Below are 25,211 nucleotides of genomic sequence, written 5' to 3' on the forward strand. Positions count from 1 at the left end.
TAGTATAAAGAATCAATAAAATAATATTAAAGTAATTTTATGAAATAGATAAAAAGAACAATAAATATACATATAATCAACTTGAAATTGCCAGTAAATATATGTATAATTAGTAATATTGTATACATATTATGTACGTAAATATTAATTTTGATGTTATTCCAGTTGTAGATATTTCACAGGTACAGAGGTACCTATTTTACCCGTAATGCAAAAAAAAACTACTATATAAACATGGAAATATAGTCTACATTCCACTGAAAAGTTGAAAATTTAGATTTCACACTTGCAAAAACTTCTATTAGCTACACTATTCTGATAGAAGTACTATAAAGTAGACGAGAGATACATCACCCATACTATTCGATTATCCCACAATGATTATAGAGAAAAGAGGGTTTTTATGTTTTTATCTAGTGAACGAATTGAATTAAGAACAGTTAAGAGAGAAGATTTAGAGACGTTAAGTATTCTTACACAAAAACGTGATATTGCTAAACTAACTGGTGAAGTCACTCCACAAACTGAAAAAGATTGGGAGTCATTTTATGATCGTACTCAATCTACGGATGACCGTATTTGGTTTTTAATCATCGATAAAAAATCGGGGCAAATAATTGGAGAAACAGGACTATTACGGATTTTCATGCATTGGCGTACTTCTGATTACTCTTTGGTAATATGGGATAAAGAATACTGGGGTAAAGGATATGGTAAAGAAACATCACAGTTAATGTTAGATTATGCATTTAATGATCTCAATTTAAACAGATTAGCTATTGGAGTAGTAGGATTTAACCATAATGGACTCAGATTTTGGAAGAGTATTGGCTTTAAAGAAGAAGGCAAACAAATTGACGGCTATTTTTGTAATGGAGAATACTCTGACTTTATAATGATGTATTTATTAGAAAAAGATTATAGAAAGAGTAATCAAACTATAGCAAGAAATAATTAAGCTGAAAAAAATATGGGTTAGTGATAGGTACCATTGATTACATCGTCTATTCATCAGAGCAGAGGTCAGATGCTAGTAAGGTAGTAGTTAATAAAGCTGAATCCTAAAATACAAGGTGAAACTATGGTGGATAAATCGTTTTATAGCAATTAGGAAAGCATGTATGGTTAATAGTTGACGCAGATTTAATACGTGATTTTATAAGGACGATTTAATAGATGAATATCAGATAACTATATTGCCAGTTATTTTAGGGAATGGAATTCCGTTATTTAAAAGTGGTGGTCATCAAGTGGGGCTAGAACTAATTTTGAAGATCATTAGGATATTGTAACTCTAACTTACAAAAAGTAAGAAGGATATTAATAATTATGAAGATACAACGCCAGTTAGCTATAATAACATATTTACTAAATAGAGATATTGTAACTGGAAAATATTTAGCTGAGAAATTTGAAGTTACTGATAGAACAATTCAGAGGGATATTGAAAACATAAACACGGCAGGTATTCCAATTGTTTCTTTAAGGGGAATAAATGGTGGATATAAAATATTAGATTCCTATAGATTATCAAAACAAACGGCTACGAGTAATGACTTAGAATCTTTGAGAGTTGCTCTTGAAAGCTTACACTCAGCAATAGATAATAAACATATTTTAACTACTTTAGAAAAGATTAAATCTATACAAACTACTAAGCAATTAACAAATATTTCTGTGGATTTTGGTGTAGCAAAAGAAAATGAAAAAGTTGATGATTATATAAAAATCATTGATGATGCAATAGCAAATAAGATAAGAATACAGTTCATATATGTTAATGCCAACCATTATAAAACTATAAGAACAGTTGAACCCATTTCACTCAATTTCAAATGGTATGCATGGTATTTAATAGGATACTGTACAGAAAAAGACTGCTATAGGATATTTAAATTGATACGAATGGAAGAACTTCAAGAGACTAATAAGGTTATAGTCAATATTCATAAAAATGATCCAGACTTGTTTAATAAATTAATGCTTAATGATAAGAGAAAATTAACTAAAATTACTTTTAAATTTAGTAAGAGTATCCATAGTGCTATTATGGAGTATCTAGACAATGTGATTATAATAGATAAAGAGGAAGAGCACTTTATTGGTGAGTTTAATGTTGTAGAAGATGAACGCAAGTGGTTTGCATTTCTTTTAAGCTTTGGAGATGTATTGGAAATCATAGAGCCTATTTACATCAAAAAGCGCTTGGTTGAACATGCACAAAAAATTATCGATAAGTATAAAATACCTGACAAATAGCTGTCGGGTATTTTATTATATAATATCGTTGAAACGCAATATTATTAAAATCTTAGAAAGAATGTAAAGGAGAGATATGAGATGAGTAAAATTGTGAGAAGCGATATTAGTGAAGAATGGGCACATTCTGGAGTTGTTGAGGCAGGAGACGTGGTATTCATAAGTTACTGCGTAGGTAATATTGGGCAGTCTATTGAAAATCAAATTAATGGTGCATTTGATCATTTGAATGAACGTTTAGAATCAGTAGGATTAAAATTAGAATCAGTTGTAAAGATTGATTGCTTATTTAGAGATGTTTGGAATATCCCTGTAATGGAAGGGGTAATTAAGGAGAGATTTAAAGGTAAGTACCCAGCAAGAAAAACAATACAAACAGAGTTTGCTCACCGTGGTGGTTCGGAAGGACTTCAATTCCAGCTTGATGCTATAGCATTTAAAGGTTAGGTTTATGTAAAACCATATTTGAATTAATAGATATAGAATTAACAAAGAATGGGCAAGCTACTTTGTTAAACAAATTAGCTTGCTGGTGATATCCCTAGTCCCTTTATTATTGGGCATAGCATAAACCCATAAAATAAATTTAATCAAAGCTTAGTTATTATAGTTTTCATGCATTTAATTTCTGACTGGTTTAAGAAAGTAAAAAACAAGGTAAATTTTCGTATTTTCGCATTTTGTCTATGGCTTTACTATATATCTTTCTTCCCCTTTTTATATTATTAGGGATATTATTCGACCACACTAAAATTGCATCTGGTCCATGCTCTGTCTTATTATTTAAAACTTAGATCTTTTCAGCTAATTTTATAGTTAATTTCAAATAGTTATAAGAAGCTTATTTTTTTAAACTATCACAAAGGGGGAAAATCAAAATGACAATTACAATAACAAAGGAGTTCATTCAGAGAGAGTCAAAAAAGCACCTTAAGTCAATATTTGAACTACCTGAACTAGATGAAATAATAATAAAGGGTGTTGTAATTGCATCTTTAGATGATGAGCTTGTAATAAACAAAGCAATCGATGAATGCTTTCATGATATATATAGTGATGTTGATGTTGAGTTACTAATAAAATTGAATCAAGATGAGTATAATTCAAATTCTACCATATATGCTGATTGCTTAAGAAGACTTGGTTTTGAAAATGATATATTAGGGATGCTTCATTATTCTACGATAGAAAGAGGAGAAGTTATAAGGATTTGTAAAACAAATGGAATGAGATTTGATTTAACTATAAAGGCAATATGTATGGAAGGTATATTCAAGTTACCTCATGATGAAATAACTGATAACTTGAGAAGATTAGATGAATTTTGGTTTATAGCTATTCAGGCATTAGGGAAGTTAATGAGAAAAGATTATTTAATAGCATCCCATTTAACTCATAACCTAATACAAGAAGGACTAGTATTACAAATGGAAATGAGAGATAAAGAAAAAGATACTAACTTTCATAGATTTGGCTATAAAGAAGAGTTAGATTATTTAAGTATAATTAAAAGTGAAGAAATTGCTTTTGCAAAAACATTAGATGAGATATACAATCATATTGCCAGATTACTCTATAGTGCAGTTAAAAGTTACGATAGATTATACTATTCACTAAATAACTCATATAAGTCAAGGATTGAAAATTATTCAGAAATATGGTCATGTTATTGTAAAGATATTAATATTTAATATCTGTCACTTTAATGAGGATAAAAGATTTATTAAGCATTATGATAAGCTGAGCAAGTTTATTAATGCTCACATAAAGGGTGATGGAGAGAGTTTCTGAGGTGTATCACATCTTCTCACTGGGTGTAAATACATATGATGTATACATTGACAAATGGCTTGAATTTAATATTGGAAATCTATTGAGTGATGAGTATTAATGGAGGTTAAAATGAGCAAGTATAGATTGAGTGCACGAGCTATAGTGATTAAAGATGAGAAAGTGTTATTAAATGAATTATTTAATTTAATAAAAAATTATAAAAAATCAATAAAATAATCATAATCAATCTTAAAGTAATTTTATGAAATAGATCCCAACAGAACGATAAATATACACATAAAACAACTTGAAATTGCCAGTAAATATATGTATAATTAGCAATATTGTATACATATCATGTGCGGAAATATTAATTTTAATGTTATTCCAGTTGTAGATATTTCACAGGTACGGATGTACCTATTTTACCCGTAATGCAAAAAAAACTACTATATAAACATGGAAATATAACCTACATGCCACACAAAAGTTTAGATTTTTGATTTCACACTTATAAAAACTCCTATCAGCTACACTATTCATTGTTCTCATATTAATTATGTAATTTAATTCACTAACACTTTATTGCTGCAATAAAACAGCACCATTATTGTATGAAATGGTTCGTGCTTTCTTTAATTTATAAGTAGGAGTTCGTCCTATTTATAATAGTTTGTTTACAAAAAACATAATTTTATTTACTATTTTTGTTTAGTAAGAGTTATCTGTCTACATTATATGAGGAGGCTTAATATGATTAGTGTTGAAAATTTAACTAAAGTATATAAAGTCCAAAATAAAAGAAGTGAAAAACTAGGATCATTAATTGATTTAATTTCACCAGTTTATAATTCTATTAAAGCTGTAGATGATATTAGCTTTATTATTGAACCAGGTGAAATAGTTGGCTTTATTGGACCAAATGGAGCTGGAAAATCAACAACTTTAAGAATGCTTACTGGCATATTAGAGCCTTCGAGTGGTAGCGTAAAAGTCAATGGCTTTATTCCTACTAAACAAAGACGAAAATATGTAAAAACAATTGGAGCAATTTTTGGTAACAGGAGTACCTTATGGCCTGAGTTACCAGCTAAAGATGCTTATGAACTTTTTAAACATATGTATAAAGTTGATACAATCACTTATAAAAATAATTTGAATATGCTTTACGAAGTGTTAGAGATTGGTAATATTGTAAATCGACCAGTAAGAGAATTAAGTCTTGGTCAAAAAATGAGGTGTGAGTTTGCATCAGCTTTTATCCACTCGCCTAAATTAGTATTTTTAGATGAGCCTACTATAGGAATGGATATCCAAACAAAAAAAAATATCAGAGAATTACTAAAGATTATGAATAAAAAGAATGAAACAACTATAATAATGACATCTCATGATCTTCAAGAAATTGAAGGTGTCTGCGAAAGGCTTATTATAATAAATAAAGGTAAAATAGTTTTTGATGATACAAATGATAATTTAAGAACATATTTTAAAGGTTCTCGTAAAATCATTATAAAACCAACAAAAATTGATAAATGTAAAGAGCTTAAAAATAAAGTTTTAGCACTAACTAATAATGACAAACACGTTGTTGTGAAAATTTCAGCTAAGAGTACCATAAATATTACATATCCTTCAAATAGTTTTGAGATAAGCAATTTAATGAGTGGTTTAAGTAATGATTTTAACCTAATTTCTGATATTATCATTCAAGAAACCCCCATTGAAGAGATTATTACTTCATTATTTGCAGCTAGTAAATGATTATTAACACTCAAAATATAAGGAGGGTATTTTCATGAATTTTTATTTTAATAATATTAGACTATATATTTGTCGTGAGCTGACATTTCGATGGATATTTATTTGGAGAATAGTGGGTAACATTTTGTTTTTACTTCTGTATAAAGGTTTATGGAAAAGTATATTTGCCGGAAGTGAAGTACTAAAAGGTTTTACTATTAATCAACTTATGACGTATTATATTTTAGCTAGGATTATCACCTTGTTTACAAGTACAAGAATTGATCGTGATATATCTAGAACCATTTTATCGGGAAATTTTTCAACTTTATTGTTAAAACCAGTAAATCCATTGCTGACCTTAGCTACTTCAAAGTTAGCTACTTCATTAACAAGGTTATTAATTTTTTGTATACCAATAGCTGTAGTATCCAAGTTTTTCTTCAAAATGATAACACCTTTTAATATTATTTCTTTTATCGGTTTTGTTTTAAGTTTATTATTAGCTTTTATTCTTAAACTAAACATTGATATCTTAGCAGGACAAATAGCGTTTTGGGTAAGAGGAACTGAAGCAGTGACTCACCTAAAAGATTTTGTTTTTTCGCTTTTTTCAGGTTCTTTAATACCACTAGCTTTTTTCCCTAATACCTTACATATAATTACTAACTATTTACCATTTAGAATGATTATTGACTTGCCAGCTAGAATATATATTTATGGTTTAGAGAATAAACAAATAATTCAATTAGGAATTGCATGTTTTTGGTGTATAGTCTTAGTATTACTAAATAAGCTGGTTTATAAAAATGGTATTAAAAATATGATTGTTTATGGAGGATAACTATGGTTAAAAATTTTTTAAATCATTTAAATTTTTACTGTAGATTTAGGATTCAATTATTGAAAGCAAAAATGGCTAACCGAGGAGATTTTATTACATTTGTTTTCTGTGATTTTATAATTCAAATTCTAAATTTATTATTTTTTAATATCTTATTTACTCAAATCGACTCAATCAAGGGATGGAACTATGAACAGTTAATTTTTATTTATGCTATTTCAATGATTAGTTACGGTATATTCAATCTTCTTTTTTGGGGAGTTTATGATCATGGTTATATGCTTCATACTGGAATGTTTGATCAAATTCTATTAAAACCATATAACGCTTTATTTCAGTCTAGTATAAGAGAAATAGGTGATTTGGGTGGAGTAGTTATTGGTTCAATGCTGTTAATTTATTCTATGAATAATGGTATATTTCAAGCAAGCTTAATCAACGTAATTTTATTAGTATTTTGTGTATTATGCTCTGCTATCTTGTTATTAGCAATTCATGCGATAATTGCTGGGTTTTCTTTTTGGATGGACAATACTTCTGGAATACTTTTAGGTTATTTTAGCATAGTTCTTCAATTTAGCAGATATCCAATTACAATTTTTGGTCCAATGATTGCCTTTTGTTTAACATTTATAATTCCAATCTCTTTTATTGGTTACTATCCAGCAATATTCTTTATGAGTAATAAGTTAAATTCAACTGTACTTTATTTGCCTTTAATTACTGTTGTTTTTGTATTAGTAGCACTTCTGCAATGGAAAATAGGAGTTCGTAGATATTCAGGTTCTGCAAACTAGGTGTATGACTATGGTCTTACATTAATAAAAATAGCAAATTAAAGTGAAAATAACTATAATTAGGTTACAGCAATTTTAAAATTATATGGTTATTGCATTTATAGTGATGATGAATTCTAGTAGTATTAGAGTACACACTTTGGAAAAGTAGCTGCTTAATGATTGGCGACGACTGTTTAAGCTAATAATTGTTAGCTAAGTAGCAATATAATAAGATTTTCTATTGACTTTGACGTCGCGTTAACCTTTACGCTTATCTTGTAAGATTAATTAATATAAGTCAAAAGAAGATTATTAATATTTAAATAATTACATACCAAAAACTAATAACTAAAGACTAATGATTATGTTGTTTGGTGATTTAAGAGCAACATATATTATGTTTTTAGCAATGAAAAACATGTAATATATATCTTGTACAAGCAACTTGTTTAGTTTTAAAGATTAGTTTTAATTGACTTTATAGTCAGCAATGTACCTTACCATTGTTTACCTATGATTTTTTTATACTGGAGGTGATACTGATGAAACTGCAAACCATCAGTCAAGTAGCTAAGAATTTTTCAATCTCAACTCGAACACTAAGATATTATGAACAAATTGGGTTGATTACACCATCTGAAAAAGAAAATTATGCTTATCGAGTATATGACTTGGCAACAATTACACGCCTGCGTCAAATTATTATTCTACGTAAATTGAGAATACCTCTTAAACAAATTGCTGAGATTTTAAAAAACGTAGATGTAAGTGTTGCAATCGAAGTATTCCAGCGGAATCTTGTCAATATAGAAGATGAAATAACAGCTCTCTCAACTATTCGCAATATTGTTAAAGCCTTTATTGAACATCTAGATCTTACAGGCTCGTCATTTGCACTACCTGATGATGAAGGTTTACTAGAAATTGTGGATTCACTGACTGTCTCTAAAATCAATTTCAAGGTGGAAAAGAAAATGGAAAAACTTAACCAAGCAAGCGATAAACTGAGTAAAATGCAGGATAAAGATGTACGAATTGTTTACCTTCCGCCTATGACCGTAGCTGCTGCTTATGCATCGGGTGAAAACTGCGAAGGTAAGGCCAATGATATGATAAATCAGTTCGTAAAAGATAGTGGATTATTAGCAATTAAACCCGACGCCCGTAGTTTTGGTTTTGACTGCTTTAAAGAAGGAGACCCTACTCACTTATATGAAGTTTGGGTATCTATTCCTAAAGATATGGAAATACCTGCTCCTTTAGTAAAGCGAACTTTTAATGGTGGATTATATGCTGCTCATGTGTTGAGGTCATGGGATTTTAAGGATAGGTGTTTATTAAAAGAATGGATAAACGCCAGCGATAAGTATGATAATGACTGGGATTTTCCACGTTGCAGTTCACCAGATGTGAGTGTTGGACAGTTCCTTGAAGAAACACTAAATTATTATAATTTTGCTCAAAACGGTGAAATGAAGGATTTACAACTTGATATATTATACCCTATTAAGGAGAAGATGAATGAAAGAATTTAATATTGGTACAATAATGTCCTTTGGTGATTATAACTGGCGAGTTCTGGACATAAAAAATAATGTGGCTTTGATTATAACTGAGTACATTATAGATCAGCGCTCTTACCATAACGTTTATGAAGGTATAACATGGGCTGACTGCTCGTTAAGAAAATATCTAAACAATGAATTTTATAATAAATTCAATGCAACTGACAAATCAAGAATAATTCCAGTAATGAATAAAAATCCTGATAATCAGTGGTATAAGTCACAAGGTGGAGTAGATACGCAAGATAATATATTTTTATTAAACATTGAAGAAGTAGTGTGCCATTATTTTGGTGATAGCAGTTCAAAACTGTATAACCCAGGTAAGAATCAAAGATATTGGTTTCAAAGAAAAGATAAAAACAACAGTAAACGAATAGCAAAACTTGAGCCTAATAAAGGCGGCATTTGGTGGTGGTGGCTTCGGTCACCCGGACGCTTAAATAATAAGGCCGTGTATATCCACGGTGATGGCAATATTGGTATACAAGGCAACAATATCTTAAAAGGCAATATCAGCGATGGTAGATGTACAGGCGGTGTTCGCCCAGCTTTGTGGCTAAAGCTGTAATCGCATTAGCTAAATAGAGTATAGTCGAAAAATACTTGATACAGCTGAGTTTTTTGTAGTATATACTTAAGTTTTATTACTGTTGACATAACACTTATAGATATTTTTTATTTACGAGAATAATTATTCTAACACCAGAGCTAAAATAGTTGAGTAAAATTATAAGTTATAAACACCAATACGCCAAAAATTGATTTTTTGGCGTATTACTTTTTAGTTTAGTGATATGTTTGCTAAGGATTATTTGTGTTTTCGCAAGGCTAAAAAAGGTAAACAAGAGTAAATATATCAAAGGGTTTTGCTATAAACATGTAGAAGTAACACATGTATTTTTTTCAAGAGTATATAAAAAAGGAGAATCTGTATGTCAAAAACAATAGCAGAGAAGTATATTGATGAAAAGTCAGCTGAGTTAAATGAATTAAGTAAGAAAATATGGGAGAATCCAGAAGTTGCTTATGAAGAAGTTAAAGCTTCTAAATGGACAGCAGAGTTTCTTGAAAAAAAAGGATTTACAGTTGAGAGAGCGTATGTGGGTGTACCTACAGCTATTAAAGCTACTTGGGGCAAAGGAAAACCTGTGATAGGTCTTTTAGGTGAGTATGATGCTTTACCAAATATGAGCCAAAAGATAAAAACAGTAAAAGATCCTATTCAAAAAGGTGAACCAGGTCAAGCATGTGGACATAACTTACTGGGGGTTGCTCATGTAGGAGCGGCACTTGGCATAAAGAAAGAACTAGAAGAGAACAACTTAGAAGGCACAGTGGTATACTATGGTTGCCCAGCGGAGGAGGTTCTTACTGGAAAGGTATTCATGGCTAGAAATGGAGCTTTTAGAGACTTGGATATAGCTATGGCTTTTCATCCAGGAACAGAAAATAGTTTAACTACGGGTTCAGGCACTGCCTTAAATAGTGCAATTTTTCATTTTAATGGAGTTACAGCTCATGCAGGTGGAGACCCTCAAAATGGACGTAGTGCTTTAGATGCTGTTGAACAATTTGATGTTGGAGCGAACTATTTACGAGAACATGTCACAGATGATGTTCGTATTCACTATGTTATTACAGATGGTGGTCAAGCTCCTAATATTGTACCTGACCATGCATCTGTTTGGTATTATGTAAGGGCTTTATCAAGAGAAGTTGTGGAAGACACCTATGAAAGATTAATTAAAGTAGCTAAAGGAGCAGCAATTTCAACAGAAACTGAAGTTGAAATAGAGTTTTTAGGTGGTTGTTATAATACACTACAAAATAAAGTTCTTGTTGATCTCGTTCATAAAACAATGCATGAAATTGATAGACCTAAATGGACTGAAGAAGAGATGAAATTTGCTGAAGCTTTGAACAAAGTAAGTCCAAGATTCAAGAAAATGCTGGCAAGTGGACAAATTACAAAAGATACTCATTTAGCAACAGAAGTATCTGAAATAAAGCATAACAATAGCTATGGTTCTACAGATGTTGGGGATGTTCAACATATTGTTCCTGGTGTAATGTTCACTACTGCAACAAATAATATGGGTGCCCCAGGACATAGTTGGCAAATTACAGCAAGTGCAGGCAGTTCATATGGTCATAAAGGTATGATATATGCCTCAAAAGTAATGGCAAATGCAGCATTGAAAGCTGTTAAAAACCCTTCGATTATTGAAAAAGCAAAAGCTGAGTTTAAAGATGTTATGGGTAAAAAAGAATACAATTGTCCAATACCTGATTCTATACCCATCCCTAAGGCATAAAATATATTCATAATCTATAGATTGAATTTATTATGCTTAGTTAGCTAATAGTTGTAATTTATAGTAAACAAAAATTTTAACAACGCAGGGTTAGTTAAATACAACTAAACCTGCGTTGTTTGAGTTAAAGTCACGATTACTTATGGTAGTAACCCCAAGCCATTTAATGACTGTTTTACAGTTTAAGAGTATGTAGTTTAAGCATATACATTACATAAAACTTTTAATATAAAGGGGCAAGTTCCCACCCATATAAGATTATTTTGACCTAAAAACTACAGCAAAGACTTTGCTGGTAAGGGAAAGATATATCATATTTGACTTTTTAATTAACCTAGTGTACAATAATTATGGTGATTATATGAAAACTTATGAAAGTATCATTAAGTTATATTTTAAATCAGTAAGAGAATTTAATGAGTTTGAAAGCACCCCAAGGGATTTTGGAACTGGAGATTTGTTGTATAGTTCTGAAATACATACTCTGCAAGCTATTGGAAATAACTCAAGTATTAATCTTACTGAACTAGCTGATAAATTAGATATTTCAAAGAGTGGAACTTCTAAATTCGTTAGAAAATTGCTTGATAAGGGTTTAATCACTAAAAGCAAACATGTGGGTAATAAAAAAGAAGTTGTTTTTAATTTAACTGAGAAAGGGTTAGTTGCATATTTAGGACATGAAGCATTTAGTAACGAGACGTTTGATTCAATATACAAAGTTTTATCTTGTCTTAATGAGAATCAAGCTGATTTTTTGGAATCATTTTTAAGAAATTTGGTTTTACAAGTAGAAAAGTTAAACAACAAATGACTGTTATTATGCTTTAGGTTAAACAGCATAAATTTTGCTGTTTATTTTTTAAGAAATTGTTAACCTGGTTAAATAAAAAGGAGTGGTCTTATGCTAAGTTCGCAAGAATGGTGGAATGTTATTATTAACTATAACCAAAGTATTTTTCCAATGCAATTGTTGGTTATGTTAGTTGGTGTAATTGTAACTGTATATTTAATTTATGGAACAGCAACAAAAGCAAATATAGCAATGAAGCTATATTTAGCTTTTTGCAATTTATGGATTGGTAGTATGTTTTTTATTGTTTTAGGCAAAGGTTTTCCTTCGCCCTTAAGACAATTTCAGGGGGCTTTATTTATTACCATAGGCATACTTTGGGTTGTTGATATCTTTACTAAGAAAACGTATTTAATTTTACCTAAAAAAGGATTTACGAAACGTATAACAATAGCATTTCTTATAATTGTTGCGTTTTATCCTATGGCAGGATTAGCATTAGCACGTTCGGTAAATCAACTAATATATCCAGGAACACTTCCTTGTGCAACAACAGCGTTCACCTTGGTTTTGTTAGCGGGTTCACTTCCTAAAATAAATAAATTGACTTATTCATTATTACTTGTTTGGGCTATCCCCTTTCCTCCGCTTATTCAAATTCCAAAGTATCAAGTATACGAAGATGGAATTATGTTTATAATTGGGCTTTATTGCTTGATTGTTTTGATTTTATCAATAATAAAATATAAAAATAACTTAGGATTGAACTTATATAAAGAAATATTTGATATAAAAAAAGATGCAGTGTTTGCAACTTTGTCTTTAGAGGGTGTGCCTAACATTGTACCAATTCATTCAAAACATCTAATTTCAAATAGTAAGGTGATGATTAGTGACCAGTTTATGGATAAGACTAAAATTAATATTTTAGGTAATGCGTATGGGGTTCTTACTATTAAAGAAGGAGATCAATTATATAAAATAAGTGGTAGCTGTCAATATAAAACTTCAGGACTATTATATAAGTTGGCAGTTAGAGGAGCTAAAAAGTATGCTAAAAAAAAGGCAAAAAATAAAAATATTAAATTAAACTGCAAAGGCATTGTTCTTATGAAGGTTGACAAGTTTGAAGTAGTAGATATTTAGACTAAGAGGATAATATTAATGAATAAAAAAGATAAAATTCTAAAGTATTTTAATGGTTGTCAAAATTGTTTTGTTACTAATAATAAGCTTGAGGTTTGTTTTGTGAAATGTAAAAGAGCTTTTGATAATATTATTATGTTAGGTGTTAGTAAAAGTGATATGAAAAGCTTTAATAATACTACAAATGAAAATATCTCGGTTGTTGCGTGGAAACAAATTGAGGGTTATCAATTGAAGGTTTGCAGGCTATCAAAAAAAGATGAACTTAAATATGATAGGCAAATTGAGAAATTTAAAATTGACTTAAAAGGCGCCAACATAGAGTTGGCAAAGATAAGCTTAGTATTATGTTATATTAATAATATTTATTATGTAACTCCCGGTAAGTTTGCTGGTAATTTAGTTAAGTATTAAAAGTTATCAAAAAATCTTGCAAATATTAAATGAACAGAGCAGGCAAAAAATTAATAAATTTTTTGTAGTGCATAAGGCAATCAATGAATAAACTTTAATAAACTAGGAGGTTTATATATGAGATTATTTCCAAATAACTCATTCGGATTATTAAATATTTGGTGGTATTTATTATTGTATGGAGTAATAAGTGTTTTAGTTATGATAAATATCCCAAAAGATAAAAGAAAAAAGCTCCTAACATTTCCTAAGTATAATAAAGATAGAAAAATATCTATTTGGGGTTTTATATCATTTGCTTTTGGAAAAGGCCTAATCACTTACACAATTTTTTCACCGATACATCCATTTTCATTATATTTTTATGTTGGAACAAGTATTTATCTTATAGGATTATTTTTATCAGTTTATGCAATGTGGATTTTTTCAAAAGCAGAGCTATCACAACCAGTTACAAATGGATTATATAAAATATCAAGACACCCAATACAAGTAATGAACTTTATAATGTGGCTTGGAATTGCTATTGTTTCAGAAACATGGATAATGATTATATGTGCAATTTCTTTTGCTATATTTTCATACCCTTCACTAAAAGCGCAGGAAAAGAACTGTATAGACCAATACGGTGATAATTATTATGAGTATATGAAGAAAACTCCAAGATATTTACTCTTTTAAATATTGGTCTTATGTCAAGAAAAAGACAACGTGTGCCTGATTAATATGCTAATAATAATCTCTTAAGCCACTCTCTTTTTATAAGAACATTAAAAGTTTCAATATATGTATAATTCCATGGGTACCTTTAGCTGAGTAACTACGAGTAAAGCTTCTTGCTGGAGTTGCTTCAATAAAGTGTTTTGAAACATATTGATAGAGCTTTCAAGTTTTTTGTGTAAATATTTATTAAATTTATCTGGCGAATTAGAGGTATATCTCATGTTTAGTATACCTCTAGCCTTTCTATCCAGAATAACATATACTACACTACTATTATTCTTTTGAGGATTACGAGCCCATTTATGTAGAGTGGATCATCTTGTTTTAAACTCTGCTGTAAATGCTCGTTTCTTACCCTATATATCTTAGTTAAGGATTTCTCTTTATTTTAATGATTATGGAAGTATCAATACGCAAGTTTAAATAAATGTTAACTAGTTGTTTCTTAATACAAATATGTCCACAATCTTTTATATAAATCATATAAAACCTACGCTTTACTGAATCTACTTACTGTCATGTAATAAAGCATTTGAAATATTAAGTAAAGTATTAATTGATTGTTCACTGTCTTTCCCTAAATTCGTAATAGCTTCATAAATCTCTCTTGATGCTAGAATTTAAAACAGACAGGTTAAATACGAAAATCCTTAAATGAGATATAATAAGATAATCAGATAAGGAGAACTAGAAGATGGGGAAAAAGAGATATTTCACACCAGAGTTCAAGCAAGATGCAGTTGACTATTATCAATCATCAGGAAAAACAAAGACAGAGGTAGCAAGAGAACTTAAAGTAGGATTAACAACATTACATGAATGGATAGCAAAAGCAGAGAAAAATAATGGAGCTGTAGTGCATAGAGGGTCGGGGAACTATAGCACAGATGCTGAAAAAGAGATAGCAAGACTAAAAAAAGAATTAAGAGACCATAAGGATGCCTTAGAAATACTAAAAAAGGCTATAGGCATACTGAACAAGTAACTGAAGTAATATACACTCAAACATTTGAGACATCAAAGAAACGCAAGATTTCAGTTAGCGGTGTGCTTAGATTACTAAGCGTTTCAACCTCTGGTTATTATAGTTGGAAAAACAGAACTCCTTCAAAACAAGCAGAGAGAAAAAAGAAGATCACTGAAGAAATTGTACAAATATACAATGAGAGCAAACAGATATATGGAGCTCCAAAGATAACTACTATACTTAATGCTAGAGGTTATAAGATAGCTGAAAAGACGGTAGGTAATTATATGAGAGAAGCAGGGATAAAAGCTATATGGGTAAGTTCATATATAAAAACGACAATTGACCCTGACTTTGATTCTAAACTAAAGAATATTTTAGCTAGGCAATTTAACCCTAGTAGGCCTAATTCAGTTTGGGTTACAGATATAACATATGTATATACAATTGAAGGATTTGCTTATTTAATATCTATAATGGACTTATTTTCACGTAAAATAATTGGATGGCATATATCTAATAGCTTATGTACATCTGGTGTTATTAAAGCAATTCAAAAAGCCAAAATTAGCCGTAAGATTGATGAACCAGTAATTATTCATAGTGACCGTGGATGCCAATATATTTCTGATGCTTACATTGCTGAAACTCCATCAAGTAGCTTTATACGCAGCTATTCTGCAAAAGCCACCCCTTGGGATAATGCATGTATAGAATCTTTTCATGCCCTTATTAAAAGAGAGTGGCTTAATAGATTTGTTATTAAGCATATTAACCATGCTCACAAATTAGTTTTCGAGTATATAGAGTGCTTTTATAATACTACTAGAATTCACAGCCATTGCAATATGATGTCACCACATGACTTTGAAAATAATATAGCTATCTAATATTAAGGATTTTTTCGCTTTTAAGTTGTCCTTTTTCTTGACCTAGGACCACTCTAGAATACCTTATGACCGCTTTTTCTCTGTTTGGATACTCCATCATAATTACTAACTTATGAATTGCTGAAGCGATGTCTTGATGTAACTGCTTATTTGAGTCTTCAAATATTGCTGATGCTGCATGTAAATTCATCAACATTTTATTATATCTACATCGATAAGCGTCTTTATCAAGATTATCAAATGCTATATTATTAGCATAATAAGCACCTTGACTTAATAACCCCCATGCTTTCTCCAGCTGTTTATCATGATTTTTCTTTACTGCTGTAAACACTATAACATTTAATAATAGTGATATGACAAGTATAACTTTTATTACTCTTTTACTGCCCATCTAACATTCTCCTTAAAATCACACCAAACTCTGGGGGATTATTCTTTTAAATTAAATTAGCTACATCAGTTGAAATTAATATCTTTTTACTAACAACACCACAATCTTATTATATAGCATTAATTCTCTCAATCACAGAAAAATTTCAACGAAAAAAGCAAGAATATTACGGTATTCATTTGTCGTTAACTGTCAGATAGTTCTCCTTGCTTACTACCACCAATTGTGTTAGCATTGTGCTATAAGTGATAGAAACTGATAGAAGGAGTGTTATTATGAAATTATATGAAAGTGAAACAGTTGAATTAAAAGAAATCTATACACCTGATTTAAAAAAAGAAGTTATCGCCTTTGCAAATGCAAACGGTGGCATAATATATATTGGCGTACAAGATAGTGGAGAAATTATAGGTGTTGATAACGCTGACTTTGTAATGCAACAAATTTCTAATTCTTTAAGAGATAGTATTAGACCTGATGTTTCTATGTTTACTAAAATTGAGTTGCTTCAAGAAGAGAATAAGTTTTTTGTTAAACTAACTGTTAGTCAAGGCACAAAAAAGCCTTATTACCTATCAGATAAAGGACTTAAACCAACAGGTGTATATGTTAGAAGTGGAACTACATCTGCTCCAGTAACAGAAGATGCTATCCGTATGATGATAAAAATGACAGATGGAGATTCCTTTGAGGTAAATCGTTCTCTAGTTCAAGAGTTGACTTTTAATAGATTAAATGAAGAAATGCAAAAAAGAGATTTAGAATTTACTGAAGTTCAAATGAAATATTTAGGCATTTTTTCTTCTGATGATATTTACACAAATATGGGGTTACTTGTTTCAGACCAGTGTAAACACTCTATCAAATTTGCAATTTTCCAAGGCACAGACAAGCTAGTGTTTAAGGATAGAAAAGAGTTTACAGGTTCTCTATTTGCTCAACTTACGGATGCCTATAAAGCCATTGACTTTTATAATGGTACAAAAGCGACCTTCCATGATTTATTACGCACAGATGAGAGAGATTATCCAGAAGACGCTGTTCGTGAAGCATTACTTAATGCCATTGTTCACAGGGACTATTCTTTTAGTGGTAGCACATTTATAAACCTTTACTCTGACCGGCTAGAAATTATCTCTATAGGTGGGCTGGTATTTGGGTTATCATTAGAGGCAGCTATGCTGGGAGTATCTCAACCAAGAAATGAAAAATTAGCAAGCCTATTTTATCGAATGAAACTAATTGAAGCATATGGAACCGGTCTTAGTAAGATAATCAGCTGCTATAAAGGTTTACCTGTACAACCTAAATTTGAAATTGTTGAAGGTGCCTTTAGAGTAGTTCTTCCTAATATGCATGCTCAAGTGTTAAGTGAAGAACATAGGAGGTACTTTCCAATAGTTAGACTGTTTGAAAGTAAAAAAGAAATTACTCGTTCTGATATTGAAGAGGACTTAGGAATTGGTACAACACATGCAATTAATATGCTAAAAGAAATGCAAGAAAAAGAGCTAATTACAAAAATAGGTAGTGGTAGGATGACGAGATATGTAATGAAGTAAAATATATTTATACTTTAAATAAGTAGGTTGTAAAGCACCTAATAGGGAAAAACTACAGAGTTCCAGAGTTGTAATTTAAATTATACGGTAAAGTAAAATATATTAAGTGAAAAATAAAAAGACTTCCACACGAGTGATTAAATAATATAAAATTAAAGTGGGAGTTTTTTTATGTCGCACTTCATTTTGCAATTCATCATTTACATAAAAAAACATAAGATCACAAAAGAAAATGAGAAGTTAATAGTAAAAAGCAATACTACTTAAGTAAGGGGGTTTTGAGATTGTCATCATTTTTAATTACAAACGTAGGTAGTACTACTACAAAAGCAATTCTAATAGAGAAAAAAGACGATGAGTATAGATTAGTAAATAGAGCAGAATCACCAACTACAGTTGAGCAACCCTTTGAAGATGTTACTATAGGTGTGAAAAATTCTATAAGTAAATTAAGTAAAATACTCAATAGAGAGTTATTGGCTAGTAGCAATAAAATTACTGCAGATAATATTGATTATTATACCTCTAGCAGTGCGGGGGGTGGTCTACAAGTATTAGTAATTGGCTTGTATAGTAAGGTAACAGCAGCTAGTGCCAGAAAAGCAGCTCTTGGAGCAGGGGCAATTTTACTTGATGTAATTTCAACTGATGATGACCGACCAATATATGATGTAATTGATTCAATTCGCAATTCTCGTCCGGATATGATTTTACTAACTGGAGGTATTGATGGTGGAAGTATAGAATACGCATTAGAGTTTGCGGATATTATTAATTCTTCTAATCCTAAACCAAGATTTGGAGATGATGTTAAACTTCCTATTATTTATGCAGGCAATATAGATGCTGCAGATTATGTTAGAGATACTTTAGCTGATGATTTTGATTTACATATTGTACCTAATCTTAGACCCACCTTAAATCGCGAGAATTTGGCACCTGCTCGTAACCAAATACATGAGCTATTTCTTAGCCATGTTATGAAGCAAGCACCAGGATATGGTAAGTTAAGCAAAAGTACTAAAGCATCTATTATGCCAACCCCTAAGGCTGTAGGAGCTATCATTACTAAATTAGCAGAACAGCAGGGTCTAAATATTTTAGGTATGGATATTGGTGGTGCTACAACAGATGTTTTTTCAGTGTTAAATAATGAATTTTATCGCACAGTAAGTGCTAATATGGGCATGTCTTATAGCATTGGTAATGTTTTTGAAATATGTGGTTTTAAAAAAATTAAACAATGGTTGCCTTTTGATATTAGTAAAACTGAGTTAGCCGATAGGATTGCCACAAAAATGCTCTTTCCAACAACATTACCTGTGTCTCTTATAGAAATAATGGTTGAACAAGCCGTTGCTAGAGAAGCATTAAGAACTTCTATACAACATCACAGTGAGTTAATTACTGCATTGCCTAAACGAAAGACAGTGTTACAAGAAATTCTATCAACACAGGAAGAAAGAGTAGCTGAGTTTATACATAATGAAAGTTTGTTAGACATGAATACAATTGGCTTGGTTATAGGTAGTGGAGGAGTTTTATCTCATGCTCCTAGAAGACAGCAAGCTGCTATGATGTTAATGGATAGTTGTAATCTTATGGGAGTAACTAAGTTAGCTGTTGATAGTATATTTATGATGCCCCATTTAGGTGTTCTATCGCAACACTATCCTAAAATAGCTTTAAATATTTTGATGAAGGACTGTTTTATTCCTTTAGGTACTGTAGTAACAGGCGATGGTGATAGTGCTATAAACAAACAGGTTTTAAGAATCAGTGGTCTTTTAGGTTCTAAAAGTTTAGTGGAAGATGTGTTCGCTGGAGAATTAAAGTTCTATGACTTGGGTGTAAATGAAACCGCTAAACTAACACTAGTACCTGCTAGTAATATAGATATTGGCTCTGGTATGGGTAAATCAATAACAATTGAGGTGCAGGGTGGACGTGCAGGTTTTATTGTGGATATGAGAAAGACAATAAATACTGATAATATTACTGAAGAGCAACTTAAACAATGGTTAACTCAAAGTGGTTCATTTACTAGTAAAGAAATAGAATCGATTAGCAATTAGAGAGGAGGGAAAAGATGATACAGGAATTGGAATATGATTACAGGGGAGCTCTTTGTATGCATGCAAAAAGTGATTTAAAAAATTCATTAGGATTATTAAGTAATATTGAAGAAGATAACAATTGGTATACAGAGCTCCCAAACTTACTTGGTTTATCTATTTTCAACTTTATCCCCCAGGAATCAATTACTCTTAAAGAAAAAATGTCAACATCAAACCATTACATGATGTCCTTTTGCATAGGTGAAAGATTTGAATGGTCACTTGCAGATAGTCTTAGCAAACATTTAACAATTGAACATAATGAAACCTGTATCATGACCTGTGGTACAGAGCGATGCATTAGTACATATGATGAAGGCCTGAAATATCACGGAATTGGAGTTTTTTTTAATCCTTCTAGGATACAGATTGTTGCCGACTGCTTAAAATGCGAGAACGCCATCAACAGCTTTAAAAGCCTTTCAAACGGATTGAATAGATATACCATTACTCCTCATATTCATGCTATTCTTTCGCAGATTGTTAACTGTAATATATATGGTCGTTTAAGATATCTTTATCTTGAGGCAAAGCTACTCGAGCTTATTGCCGTGTATTTAGATGAAATAGTATGTCAACGTAACGATAAATTGCCTGACTTGTCGCTGTCAAAAGATGATTTGTTTGCTCTAAAACATGCTAAAGATGTACTGGATAAAACCTTTGTGCATCCCTTGACTCTTGCCAAACTATCTAAAATGGTATACCTTAATGAATATAAGTTGAAAACAGGATTTAAACTGCGATATGGGCAGACTGTTTATGGTTACGTTCGAGAAAAACGCATGGAACTGGCTCGAATATTGATTGAACAACGGCGTTTTAAGGTTAGCGATATTGCTGGAATGGTAGGCTATGCAAATACTAGCCATTTTATTTCCGCATTTAGCAAGAAATACGGCGTAACTCCAGGAAAATTTGCTAGAGAGGAAACATCCGGTCGTTTAAGCTCCACACACATTAAAATATAATAATATAAAAATACATTCGTTATATAATATTAAAGAATATTTATGTACTTTGTTCCGCCTATTTAAGGCGGTTTTTTTTTATCCCGATTGGGGTATTTAAAACTCCAGATTGGGGTACAAAGCCTAATCTCACACCAGTATAATAGAGTCATTAAGTTAGTTTAGCCTAACATTTAGAAAGGAAGTGATGATTCTTGACAGAAAAACATAACCCGCTTACGGGCATTATTGATTTTGCTGGTCAGAAAAAAAACATTATGATTGGGTCGGTGTTATTAGCTGTCTTAAGTGTACTGTTTGGGCTTGTGCCCTACTATGCAGTTTCAAAACTACTGATTGGCATTCTGGATAGTAGTAATAAGTCACTGCAATTTATTCTGCTATGGGTAGGGATAGCGATTATAGGGTTTATTCTCAAGATTGTTTTGTATGGGCGAGCTACTCTCTTGTCACACAAAGCTGCCTTCGAGATTTTAAAGAATATTCGCAGTGCTATCGCAGGTAAGTTGGCTCGGACCTCCATGGGATATCTACAAAGCAAGCCATCAGGGGAATTTAAACAACTTATTGTGGATGAGGTTGAGAAGTTAGAGTATCCTCTTGCCCATGCTATTCCCGAATTTACCAGTAACCTACTAGGACCAATTATTATTGCGGCTTATTTGTTTACTGTTGACTGGCGCATTGCGCTCCTTGCGCTTTCAAGTATTCCTGTGGGTTTTTTGATATACATGTTAATGATGGTTGGCCGAGGTACCATGTATGAGAATTTTATTGAGGCCAACGCCCATATGAACGCAACGGTAGTGGAGTACATCAATGGTATTGAGGTAATTAAATCTTTTAACCAGACAGCTTCCTCCATGAAACGTTATGAGAATGCCGTCACTAATTTCCATGACTTAACAGTTAAATGGTATAAACATTGCTGGCCGTATCTTAGTGGCTATGCCGTAGTTATGCCCTCTGGAATTGCCGCGGCACTGCCTGTGGGTACGTTACTGTTAGCTAGGGGTTCTTTAGGGCTTAGTGCATTTTTGACTGGTATTATTTTAACACTTGGATTGGTGGGCCCTATTATGAAACTGGTTGAGTTCTCAGATAATTTGGTGACTATCATGGACACTGAAACTAAAATTCATACTATGCTTAGTACAGAAGAACTCCCCCAACCTGAAAAGCCTGTAAAGCTTAATAGTTATGATGTTGTATTTCAAGATGTTCAATTTTCATATGGAAAGGAGCAAGTCTTAAAGGGCATATCCTTTATGGCAAGAGCTGGAACTATAACAGCCGTTGTTGGGCCGTCTGGCTCTGGAAAGTCTACGATTGCTCGATTACTGGCTCGCTTTTGGGATGTTGAGGATGGAGAAGTTACGCTAGGAGGTGTCAATATCAAGGAGATGCCCGTTTCCCAGCTTATGGACTGCATCAGCTATGTGTCACAGGAAAACTTTTTACTAGATATGAGTATTGAGGAGAATATTCGTATTGGCAAACCTACCGCAACTAAGATGGAAATTGAGTCAGCTGCTGAAAAGGCTGGCTGTGCTGAATTTATTGGTCGTTTTCCCGAAGGTTATGCTACCCGTGTAGGAGACGCAGGCGACCGATTATCTGGAGGTGAACGTCAGCGAATAGCGATAGCAAGAGCAATTTTGAAGAACGCACCTATTGTATTACTGGATGAGGCTACAGCCTTTACTGATCCAGAAAATGAGAATAAAATCCAGACCTCCATTGGTAATCTTGTAAAGGGTAAAACTCTAATTATAATTGCTCACCGGCTTTCAACGATCATGTATGCGGACAACATTTTGGTTGTAAAAGATGGGAAAGTCAAATCACAAGGTACTCATGAAGAACTGCTGCAATCATCGCAGTTATATCAAAACATGTGGCAGGAACACATTGAAGCAATAGAATGGAGTATGAAGGAGGAGGTGCAAGGGTATGTGGAAAGTTGTTAAAAAAGTATTGGATTTGTCTGAAAAATTGGCAGTCCGAATTCGCTGGGGTTTCTTCTTTAGTTTTGTAGACGCAATTTTTGAAGTGGCACCCTTTGCTGCAATTATCTACGTGTTTCTTCAAATCCAAAACAAAAAAATTCTAACCTCTTCTGATTCATGGATTTGTGCAGGGATATTGATTGTAGGAATCATTGGTCGGATCCTGTTTAAGTATTTGGTTTACAGGTATCAAAGTGCCACAGGCTACGCGGTGATTGCAAAACAGCGTATTATCATTGGCGACCGTTTGCGTCGGGTTCCAATGGGATTTTTTAATAAAAATAGCCTTGGTGAAATAACCACTACTGTAACAACAGATTTAAATTTTCTAGAAATGTACGCAATGCATATACTTGATAAGGTAGTAAATGGCTTTATTAGTGTGCTGGTTATGAGCATATTTCTGTTTCTATTTGACTGGCGAATGGGCATCGTTTTTTTGATTGGACTGTTTGCCTCCATGTTTGTGTATCGGGCAATGCAAAAACAAATGATTGCGGCTTCCATGAAGCAAAAGCAAGCGCAGGCTGAGGTAGTTGCCGCTACTTTAGAATATGTGCAAGGCATATCGGTTATTAAGTCTTTTAACCTTACCGGAGAGCAGGCACGTCGAGCGGAGAAAGCCTTCACAAAACACAGTGAAGCATCATATTACATTGAAAAAACTTTCATTCCTCTGTTTAGCCTATATAGCATTTGTTTTAAAATTGCCTGTGGTGTAATTCTGGTACTGGCTCCTATGTTGGCTATTAGCGGTGAAATGACATTGGTTAAAATGCTAACTGCTGTAATTGCAACTTTTACACTATACACACCTATTGAGATTATGGGTAGTTTAACATCAATGGTGCGTTTAATGGAAGCATCGTTGAACCGCGTGGAGCGTGTTAAAAATGTGCCTTTAATTGATGAGGGGGTTAAAACAGAACCGCTTTCTTGTTATGATATTGCTTTTGAAAATGTATTCTTTTCTTATGATGGTAAAGAGAATGTTATCAAAGACTTAAGCTTTATTGCTCCAGAGAATAGCATGACTGCAATTGTTGGTGCATCTGGTTGTGGAAAAACTACAGTGACCAGGCTAATAGCCCGATTCTGGGATGTACAGTGTGGTAGCGTTAAAGTTGGTGGTGTAGATGTAAAGGATATGAGCTGTGATGGACTTTTACAGAATATTAGTATGGTCTTTCAGAATGTCTATCTTTTTAATGATACCATCGAAAATAATATTAAGTTTGGTAGACCTAACGCCTCTCATGAGCAGGTAGTAGAGGTATCAAAAAAGGCTAGATGCCATGATTTTATAATGGAACTTCCTAACAAATATAACACCATGTTGGGTGAGAATGGTGCAAATCTCTCAGGTGGAGAACGTCAGCGTATTTCTATTGCTCGGGCAATTTTAAAGGATGCACCTATCATTTTGCTTGATGAGGCGACAGCCAGTGTTGATCCAGAAAACGAAAATTATATTCAAAGAGCCATCAATGAGTTGGTAAAAAATAAAACACTGGTAGTTATAGCCCACCGCTTATCAACAGTACGCAACGCTGATCAGATTATTGTAATGGACGAGGGGCGATTGACTGAAAGTGGAACCCATGAGGAATTGCTTTCTAGGCCGGGAATATACAATAACTTCTGGCAGATAAGGCAAGATGCAAGAAACTGGAAAATTAATCAAAAATAAAGGAACTTAACATGAATCGAAAAATCGAAAAAAAAGGCCTATCTGTACGCGATCTTGCTACTAGCAGTATTTTCACCGCCATGTTTGCCACAGACTATGCTTACAGGTGCTGTTACGTTTTCTCCAGTGCTAATTAGAGTTCTGCAGGCTGTTTTACTAAAAAGTAAGGCAGCCTTAAATATTAGAATAAAGCAGTATTTAAGTAATTAAAATTGCTTTTTGAACAAGAAAAAAATTTTTTATAATCAAAAATA

23 protein-coding genes are annotated in these 25,211 nt (G+C 32.2%); 22 read left to right on the forward strand and 1 reads right to left on the reverse strand.

Going from position 1 to position 25,211, the window contains the following annotated elements:
- The first annotated feature begins 403 nt into the window (after positions 1-403).
- The 16 genes from IMX26_RS17255 to IMX26_RS17335 all read left to right on the forward strand — a co-directional run bounded on the left by IMX26_RS17255 (position 404) and on the right by IMX26_RS17335 (position 16,214).
- Positions 404-958 (forward strand): GNAT family protein, encoded by a 555-nt coding sequence (locus IMX26_RS17255; protein WP_195159597.1) that lies wholly within the window; start codon positions 404-406, stop codon positions 956-958.
- Positions 959-1,329: 371 nt separating this feature from the next.
- Positions 1,330-2,259 (forward strand): YafY family protein, encoded by a 930-nt coding sequence (locus IMX26_RS17265; protein ID WP_195159598.1) that lies wholly within the window; start codon positions 1,330-1,332, stop codon positions 2,257-2,259.
- Positions 2,260-2,340: 81 nt separating this feature from the next.
- Positions 2,341-2,706: a Rid family hydrolase gene (locus IMX26_RS17270; protein ID WP_195159599.1), complete on the forward strand. Its 366-nt coding sequence runs from the start codon at positions 2,341-2,343 to the stop codon at positions 2,704-2,706.
- 431 nt (positions 2,707-3,137) lie between these two features.
- A complete protein-coding gene (locus IMX26_RS17275) occupies positions 3,138-3,950 on the forward strand; it encodes a hypothetical protein (RefSeq protein ID WP_195159600.1) in 813 nt (270 codons plus the stop codon).
- An 835-nt stretch (positions 3,951-4,785) separates the two neighbouring features.
- Positions 4,786-5,796, forward strand: a complete 1,011-nt coding sequence (locus IMX26_RS17280) for an ATP-binding cassette domain-containing protein (RefSeq protein ID WP_195159601.1) — start codon at positions 4,786-4,788, stop codon at positions 5,794-5,796.
- Positions 5,797-5,830: 34 nt separating this feature from the next.
- Positions 5,831-6,619 carry an ABC-2 family transporter protein gene (locus tag IMX26_RS17285; RefSeq protein WP_195159602.1) on the forward strand — a complete coding sequence of 263 codons (789 nt, stop codon included), beginning with the start codon at positions 5,831-5,833 and terminating at the stop codon, positions 6,617-6,619.
- Positions 6,620-6,621: 2 nt separating this feature from the next.
- Positions 6,622-7,416, forward strand: coding sequence for an ABC-2 family transporter protein (locus IMX26_RS17290; RefSeq protein ID WP_195159603.1), 795 nt, complete (start codon positions 6,622-6,624; stop codon positions 7,414-7,416).
- Between the two features lie 524 nt (positions 7,417-7,940).
- Positions 7,941-8,933, forward strand: coding sequence for a MerR family transcriptional regulator (locus tag IMX26_RS17295; protein WP_195159604.1), 993 nt, complete (start codon positions 7,941-7,943; stop codon positions 8,931-8,933).
- Positions 8,920-9,534, forward strand: a complete 615-nt coding sequence (locus IMX26_RS17300; RefSeq protein ID WP_195159605.1) for a DUF6273 domain-containing protein — start codon at positions 8,920-8,922, stop codon at positions 9,532-9,534. Before IMX26_RS17295 ends, IMX26_RS17300 begins: the two co-directional genes overlap by 14 nt.
- A gap of 364 nt (positions 9,535-9,898) precedes the next feature.
- Positions 9,899-11,281: an amidohydrolase gene (locus tag IMX26_RS17305; RefSeq protein ID WP_195159606.1), complete on the forward strand. Its 1,383-nt coding sequence runs from the start codon at positions 9,899-9,901 to the stop codon at positions 11,279-11,281.
- A 361-nt stretch (positions 11,282-11,642) separates the two neighbouring features.
- Positions 11,643-12,095 (forward strand): MarR family transcriptional regulator, encoded by a 453-nt coding sequence (locus tag IMX26_RS17310; RefSeq protein WP_195159607.1) that lies wholly within the window; start codon positions 11,643-11,645, stop codon positions 12,093-12,095.
- A gap of 90 nt (positions 12,096-12,185) precedes the next feature.
- A complete protein-coding gene (locus IMX26_RS17315; RefSeq protein ID WP_195159608.1) occupies positions 12,186-13,220 on the forward strand; it encodes a DUF6064 family protein in 1,035 nt (344 codons plus the stop codon).
- Between the two features lie 18 nt (positions 13,221-13,238).
- On the forward strand, positions 13,239-13,634 hold the full coding sequence (locus IMX26_RS17320; RefSeq protein ID WP_195159609.1) for a hypothetical protein: 396 nt from the start codon (positions 13,239-13,241) through the stop codon (positions 13,632-13,634).
- Positions 13,635-13,751: 117 nt separating this feature from the next.
- Entirely contained in the window at positions 13,752-14,315 is a 564-nt protein-coding gene (locus IMX26_RS17325) for a methyltransferase (RefSeq protein ID WP_195159610.1), read from the forward strand.
- 736 nt (positions 14,316-15,051) lie between these two features.
- Complete coding sequence (locus tag IMX26_RS17330) at positions 15,052-15,342, forward strand: transposase (RefSeq protein WP_195159611.1); 291 nt, start codon at positions 15,052-15,054, stop codon at positions 15,340-15,342.
- 8 nt (positions 15,343-15,350) lie between these two features.
- Complete coding sequence (locus IMX26_RS17335) at positions 15,351-16,214, forward strand: IS3 family transposase (RefSeq protein WP_195161445.1); 864 nt, start codon at positions 15,351-15,353, stop codon at positions 16,212-16,214.
- Here the strand turns inward: IMX26_RS17335 and IMX26_RS17340 are convergent.
- The gene (locus tag IMX26_RS17340; protein WP_195159612.1) at positions 16,207-16,608 is read right to left on the reverse strand and encodes a hypothetical protein; all 402 of its coding nucleotides are present in this window, start codon (positions 16,606-16,608) and stop codon (positions 16,207-16,209) included. The two genes, IMX26_RS17335 and IMX26_RS17340, sit on opposite strands and share 8 nt — an antisense overlap.
- A gap of 275 nt (positions 16,609-16,883) precedes the next feature.
- Here IMX26_RS17340 and IMX26_RS17345 point away from each other — a divergent pair, with 275 nt between their 5' ends.
- The 6 genes from IMX26_RS17345 to IMX26_RS18235 all read left to right on the forward strand — a co-directional run bounded on the left by IMX26_RS17345 (position 16,884) and on the right by IMX26_RS18235 (position 25,167).
- Complete coding sequence (locus IMX26_RS17345) at positions 16,884-18,170, forward strand: RNA-binding domain-containing protein (protein WP_195159613.1); 1,287 nt, start codon at positions 16,884-16,886, stop codon at positions 18,168-18,170.
- Between the two features lie 284 nt (positions 18,171-18,454).
- Positions 18,455-20,245 carry a glutamate mutase L gene (locus IMX26_RS17350; RefSeq protein ID WP_195159614.1) on the forward strand — a complete coding sequence of 597 codons (1,791 nt, stop codon included), beginning with the start codon at positions 18,455-18,457 and terminating at the stop codon, positions 20,243-20,245.
- Between the two features lie 14 nt (positions 20,246-20,259).
- Complete coding sequence (locus tag IMX26_RS17355) at positions 20,260-21,258, forward strand: helix-turn-helix domain-containing protein (RefSeq protein WP_195159615.1); 999 nt, start codon at positions 20,260-20,262, stop codon at positions 21,256-21,258.
- A gap of 194 nt (positions 21,259-21,452) precedes the next feature.
- A complete protein-coding gene (locus IMX26_RS17360) occupies positions 21,453-23,228 on the forward strand; it encodes an ABC transporter ATP-binding protein (protein WP_243259228.1) in 1,776 nt (591 codons plus the stop codon).
- Positions 23,212-24,957, forward strand: a complete 1,746-nt coding sequence (locus tag IMX26_RS17365) for an ABC transporter ATP-binding protein (protein ID WP_195159616.1) — start codon at positions 23,212-23,214, stop codon at positions 24,955-24,957. The genes IMX26_RS17360 and IMX26_RS17365 overlap by 17 nt, the downstream gene beginning before the upstream one ends.
- Positions 24,958-25,041: 84 nt before the next feature.
- Complete coding sequence (locus IMX26_RS18235; RefSeq protein WP_279324875.1) at positions 25,042-25,167, forward strand: hypothetical protein; 126 nt, start codon at positions 25,042-25,044, stop codon at positions 25,165-25,167.
- The last annotated feature ends 44 nt before the right edge of the window (positions 25,168-25,211 follow it).

Origin of the sequence: Clostridium sp. 'deep sea' (genome assembly GCF_014931565.1) — a bacterium.
In the GTDB taxonomy this organism is placed as follows: domain Bacteria; phylum Bacillota; class UBA994; order PWPR01; family PWPR01.

Excerpts from the sequence above, each read along its gene's own strand:
- IMX26_RS17255 (WP_195159597.1), top strand. The coding sequence starts at position 404 with ATGTTTTTATCTAGTGAACGAATTGAATTAAGAACAGTTAAGAGAGAA.
- IMX26_RS17265 (WP_195159598.1), top strand. The coding sequence starts at position 1,330 with ATGAAGATACAACGCCAGTTAGCTATAATAACATATTTACTAAATAGA.
- IMX26_RS17270 (WP_195159599.1), top strand. The coding sequence starts at position 2,341 with ATGAGTAAAATTGTGAGAAGCGATATTAGTGAAGAATGGGCACATTCT.
- IMX26_RS17275 (WP_195159600.1), top strand. The coding sequence starts at position 3,138 with ATGACAATTACAATAACAAAGGAGTTCATTCAGAGAGAGTCAAAAAAG.
- IMX26_RS17280 (WP_195159601.1), top strand. The coding sequence starts at position 4,786 with ATGATTAGTGTTGAAAATTTAACTAAAGTATATAAAGTCCAAAATAAA.
- IMX26_RS17285 (WP_195159602.1), top strand. The coding sequence starts at position 5,831 with ATGAATTTTTATTTTAATAATATTAGACTATATATTTGTCGTGAGCTG.
- IMX26_RS17290 (WP_195159603.1), top strand. The coding sequence starts at position 6,622 with ATGGTTAAAAATTTTTTAAATCATTTAAATTTTTACTGTAGATTTAGG.
- IMX26_RS17295 (WP_195159604.1), top strand. The coding sequence starts at position 7,941 with ATGAAACTGCAAACCATCAGTCAAGTAGCTAAGAATTTTTCAATCTCA.
- IMX26_RS17300 (WP_195159605.1), top strand. The coding sequence starts at position 8,920 with ATGAAAGAATTTAATATTGGTACAATAATGTCCTTTGGTGATTATAAC.
- IMX26_RS17305 (WP_195159606.1), top strand. The coding sequence starts at position 9,899 with ATGTCAAAAACAATAGCAGAGAAGTATATTGATGAAAAGTCAGCTGAG.
- IMX26_RS17310 (WP_195159607.1), top strand. The coding sequence starts at position 11,643 with ATGAAAACTTATGAAAGTATCATTAAGTTATATTTTAAATCAGTAAGA.
- IMX26_RS17315 (WP_195159608.1), top strand. The coding sequence starts at position 12,186 with ATGCTAAGTTCGCAAGAATGGTGGAATGTTATTATTAACTATAACCAA.
- IMX26_RS17320 (WP_195159609.1), top strand. The coding sequence starts at position 13,239 with ATGAATAAAAAAGATAAAATTCTAAAGTATTTTAATGGTTGTCAAAAT.
- IMX26_RS17325 (WP_195159610.1), top strand. The coding sequence starts at position 13,752 with ATGAGATTATTTCCAAATAACTCATTCGGATTATTAAATATTTGGTGG.
- IMX26_RS17330 (WP_195159611.1), top strand. The coding sequence starts at position 15,052 with ATGGGGAAAAAGAGATATTTCACACCAGAGTTCAAGCAAGATGCAGTT.
- IMX26_RS17340 (WP_195159612.1), bottom strand. The coding sequence starts at position 16,608 with ATGGGCAGTAAAAGAGTAATAAAAGTTATACTTGTCATATCACTATTA.
- IMX26_RS17345 (WP_195159613.1), top strand. The coding sequence starts at position 16,884 with ATGAAATTATATGAAAGTGAAACAGTTGAATTAAAAGAAATCTATACA.
- IMX26_RS17355 (WP_195159615.1), top strand. The coding sequence starts at position 20,260 with ATGATACAGGAATTGGAATATGATTACAGGGGAGCTCTTTGTATGCAT.
- IMX26_RS17365 (WP_195159616.1), top strand. The coding sequence starts at position 23,212 with ATGTGGAAAGTTGTTAAAAAAGTATTGGATTTGTCTGAAAAATTGGCA.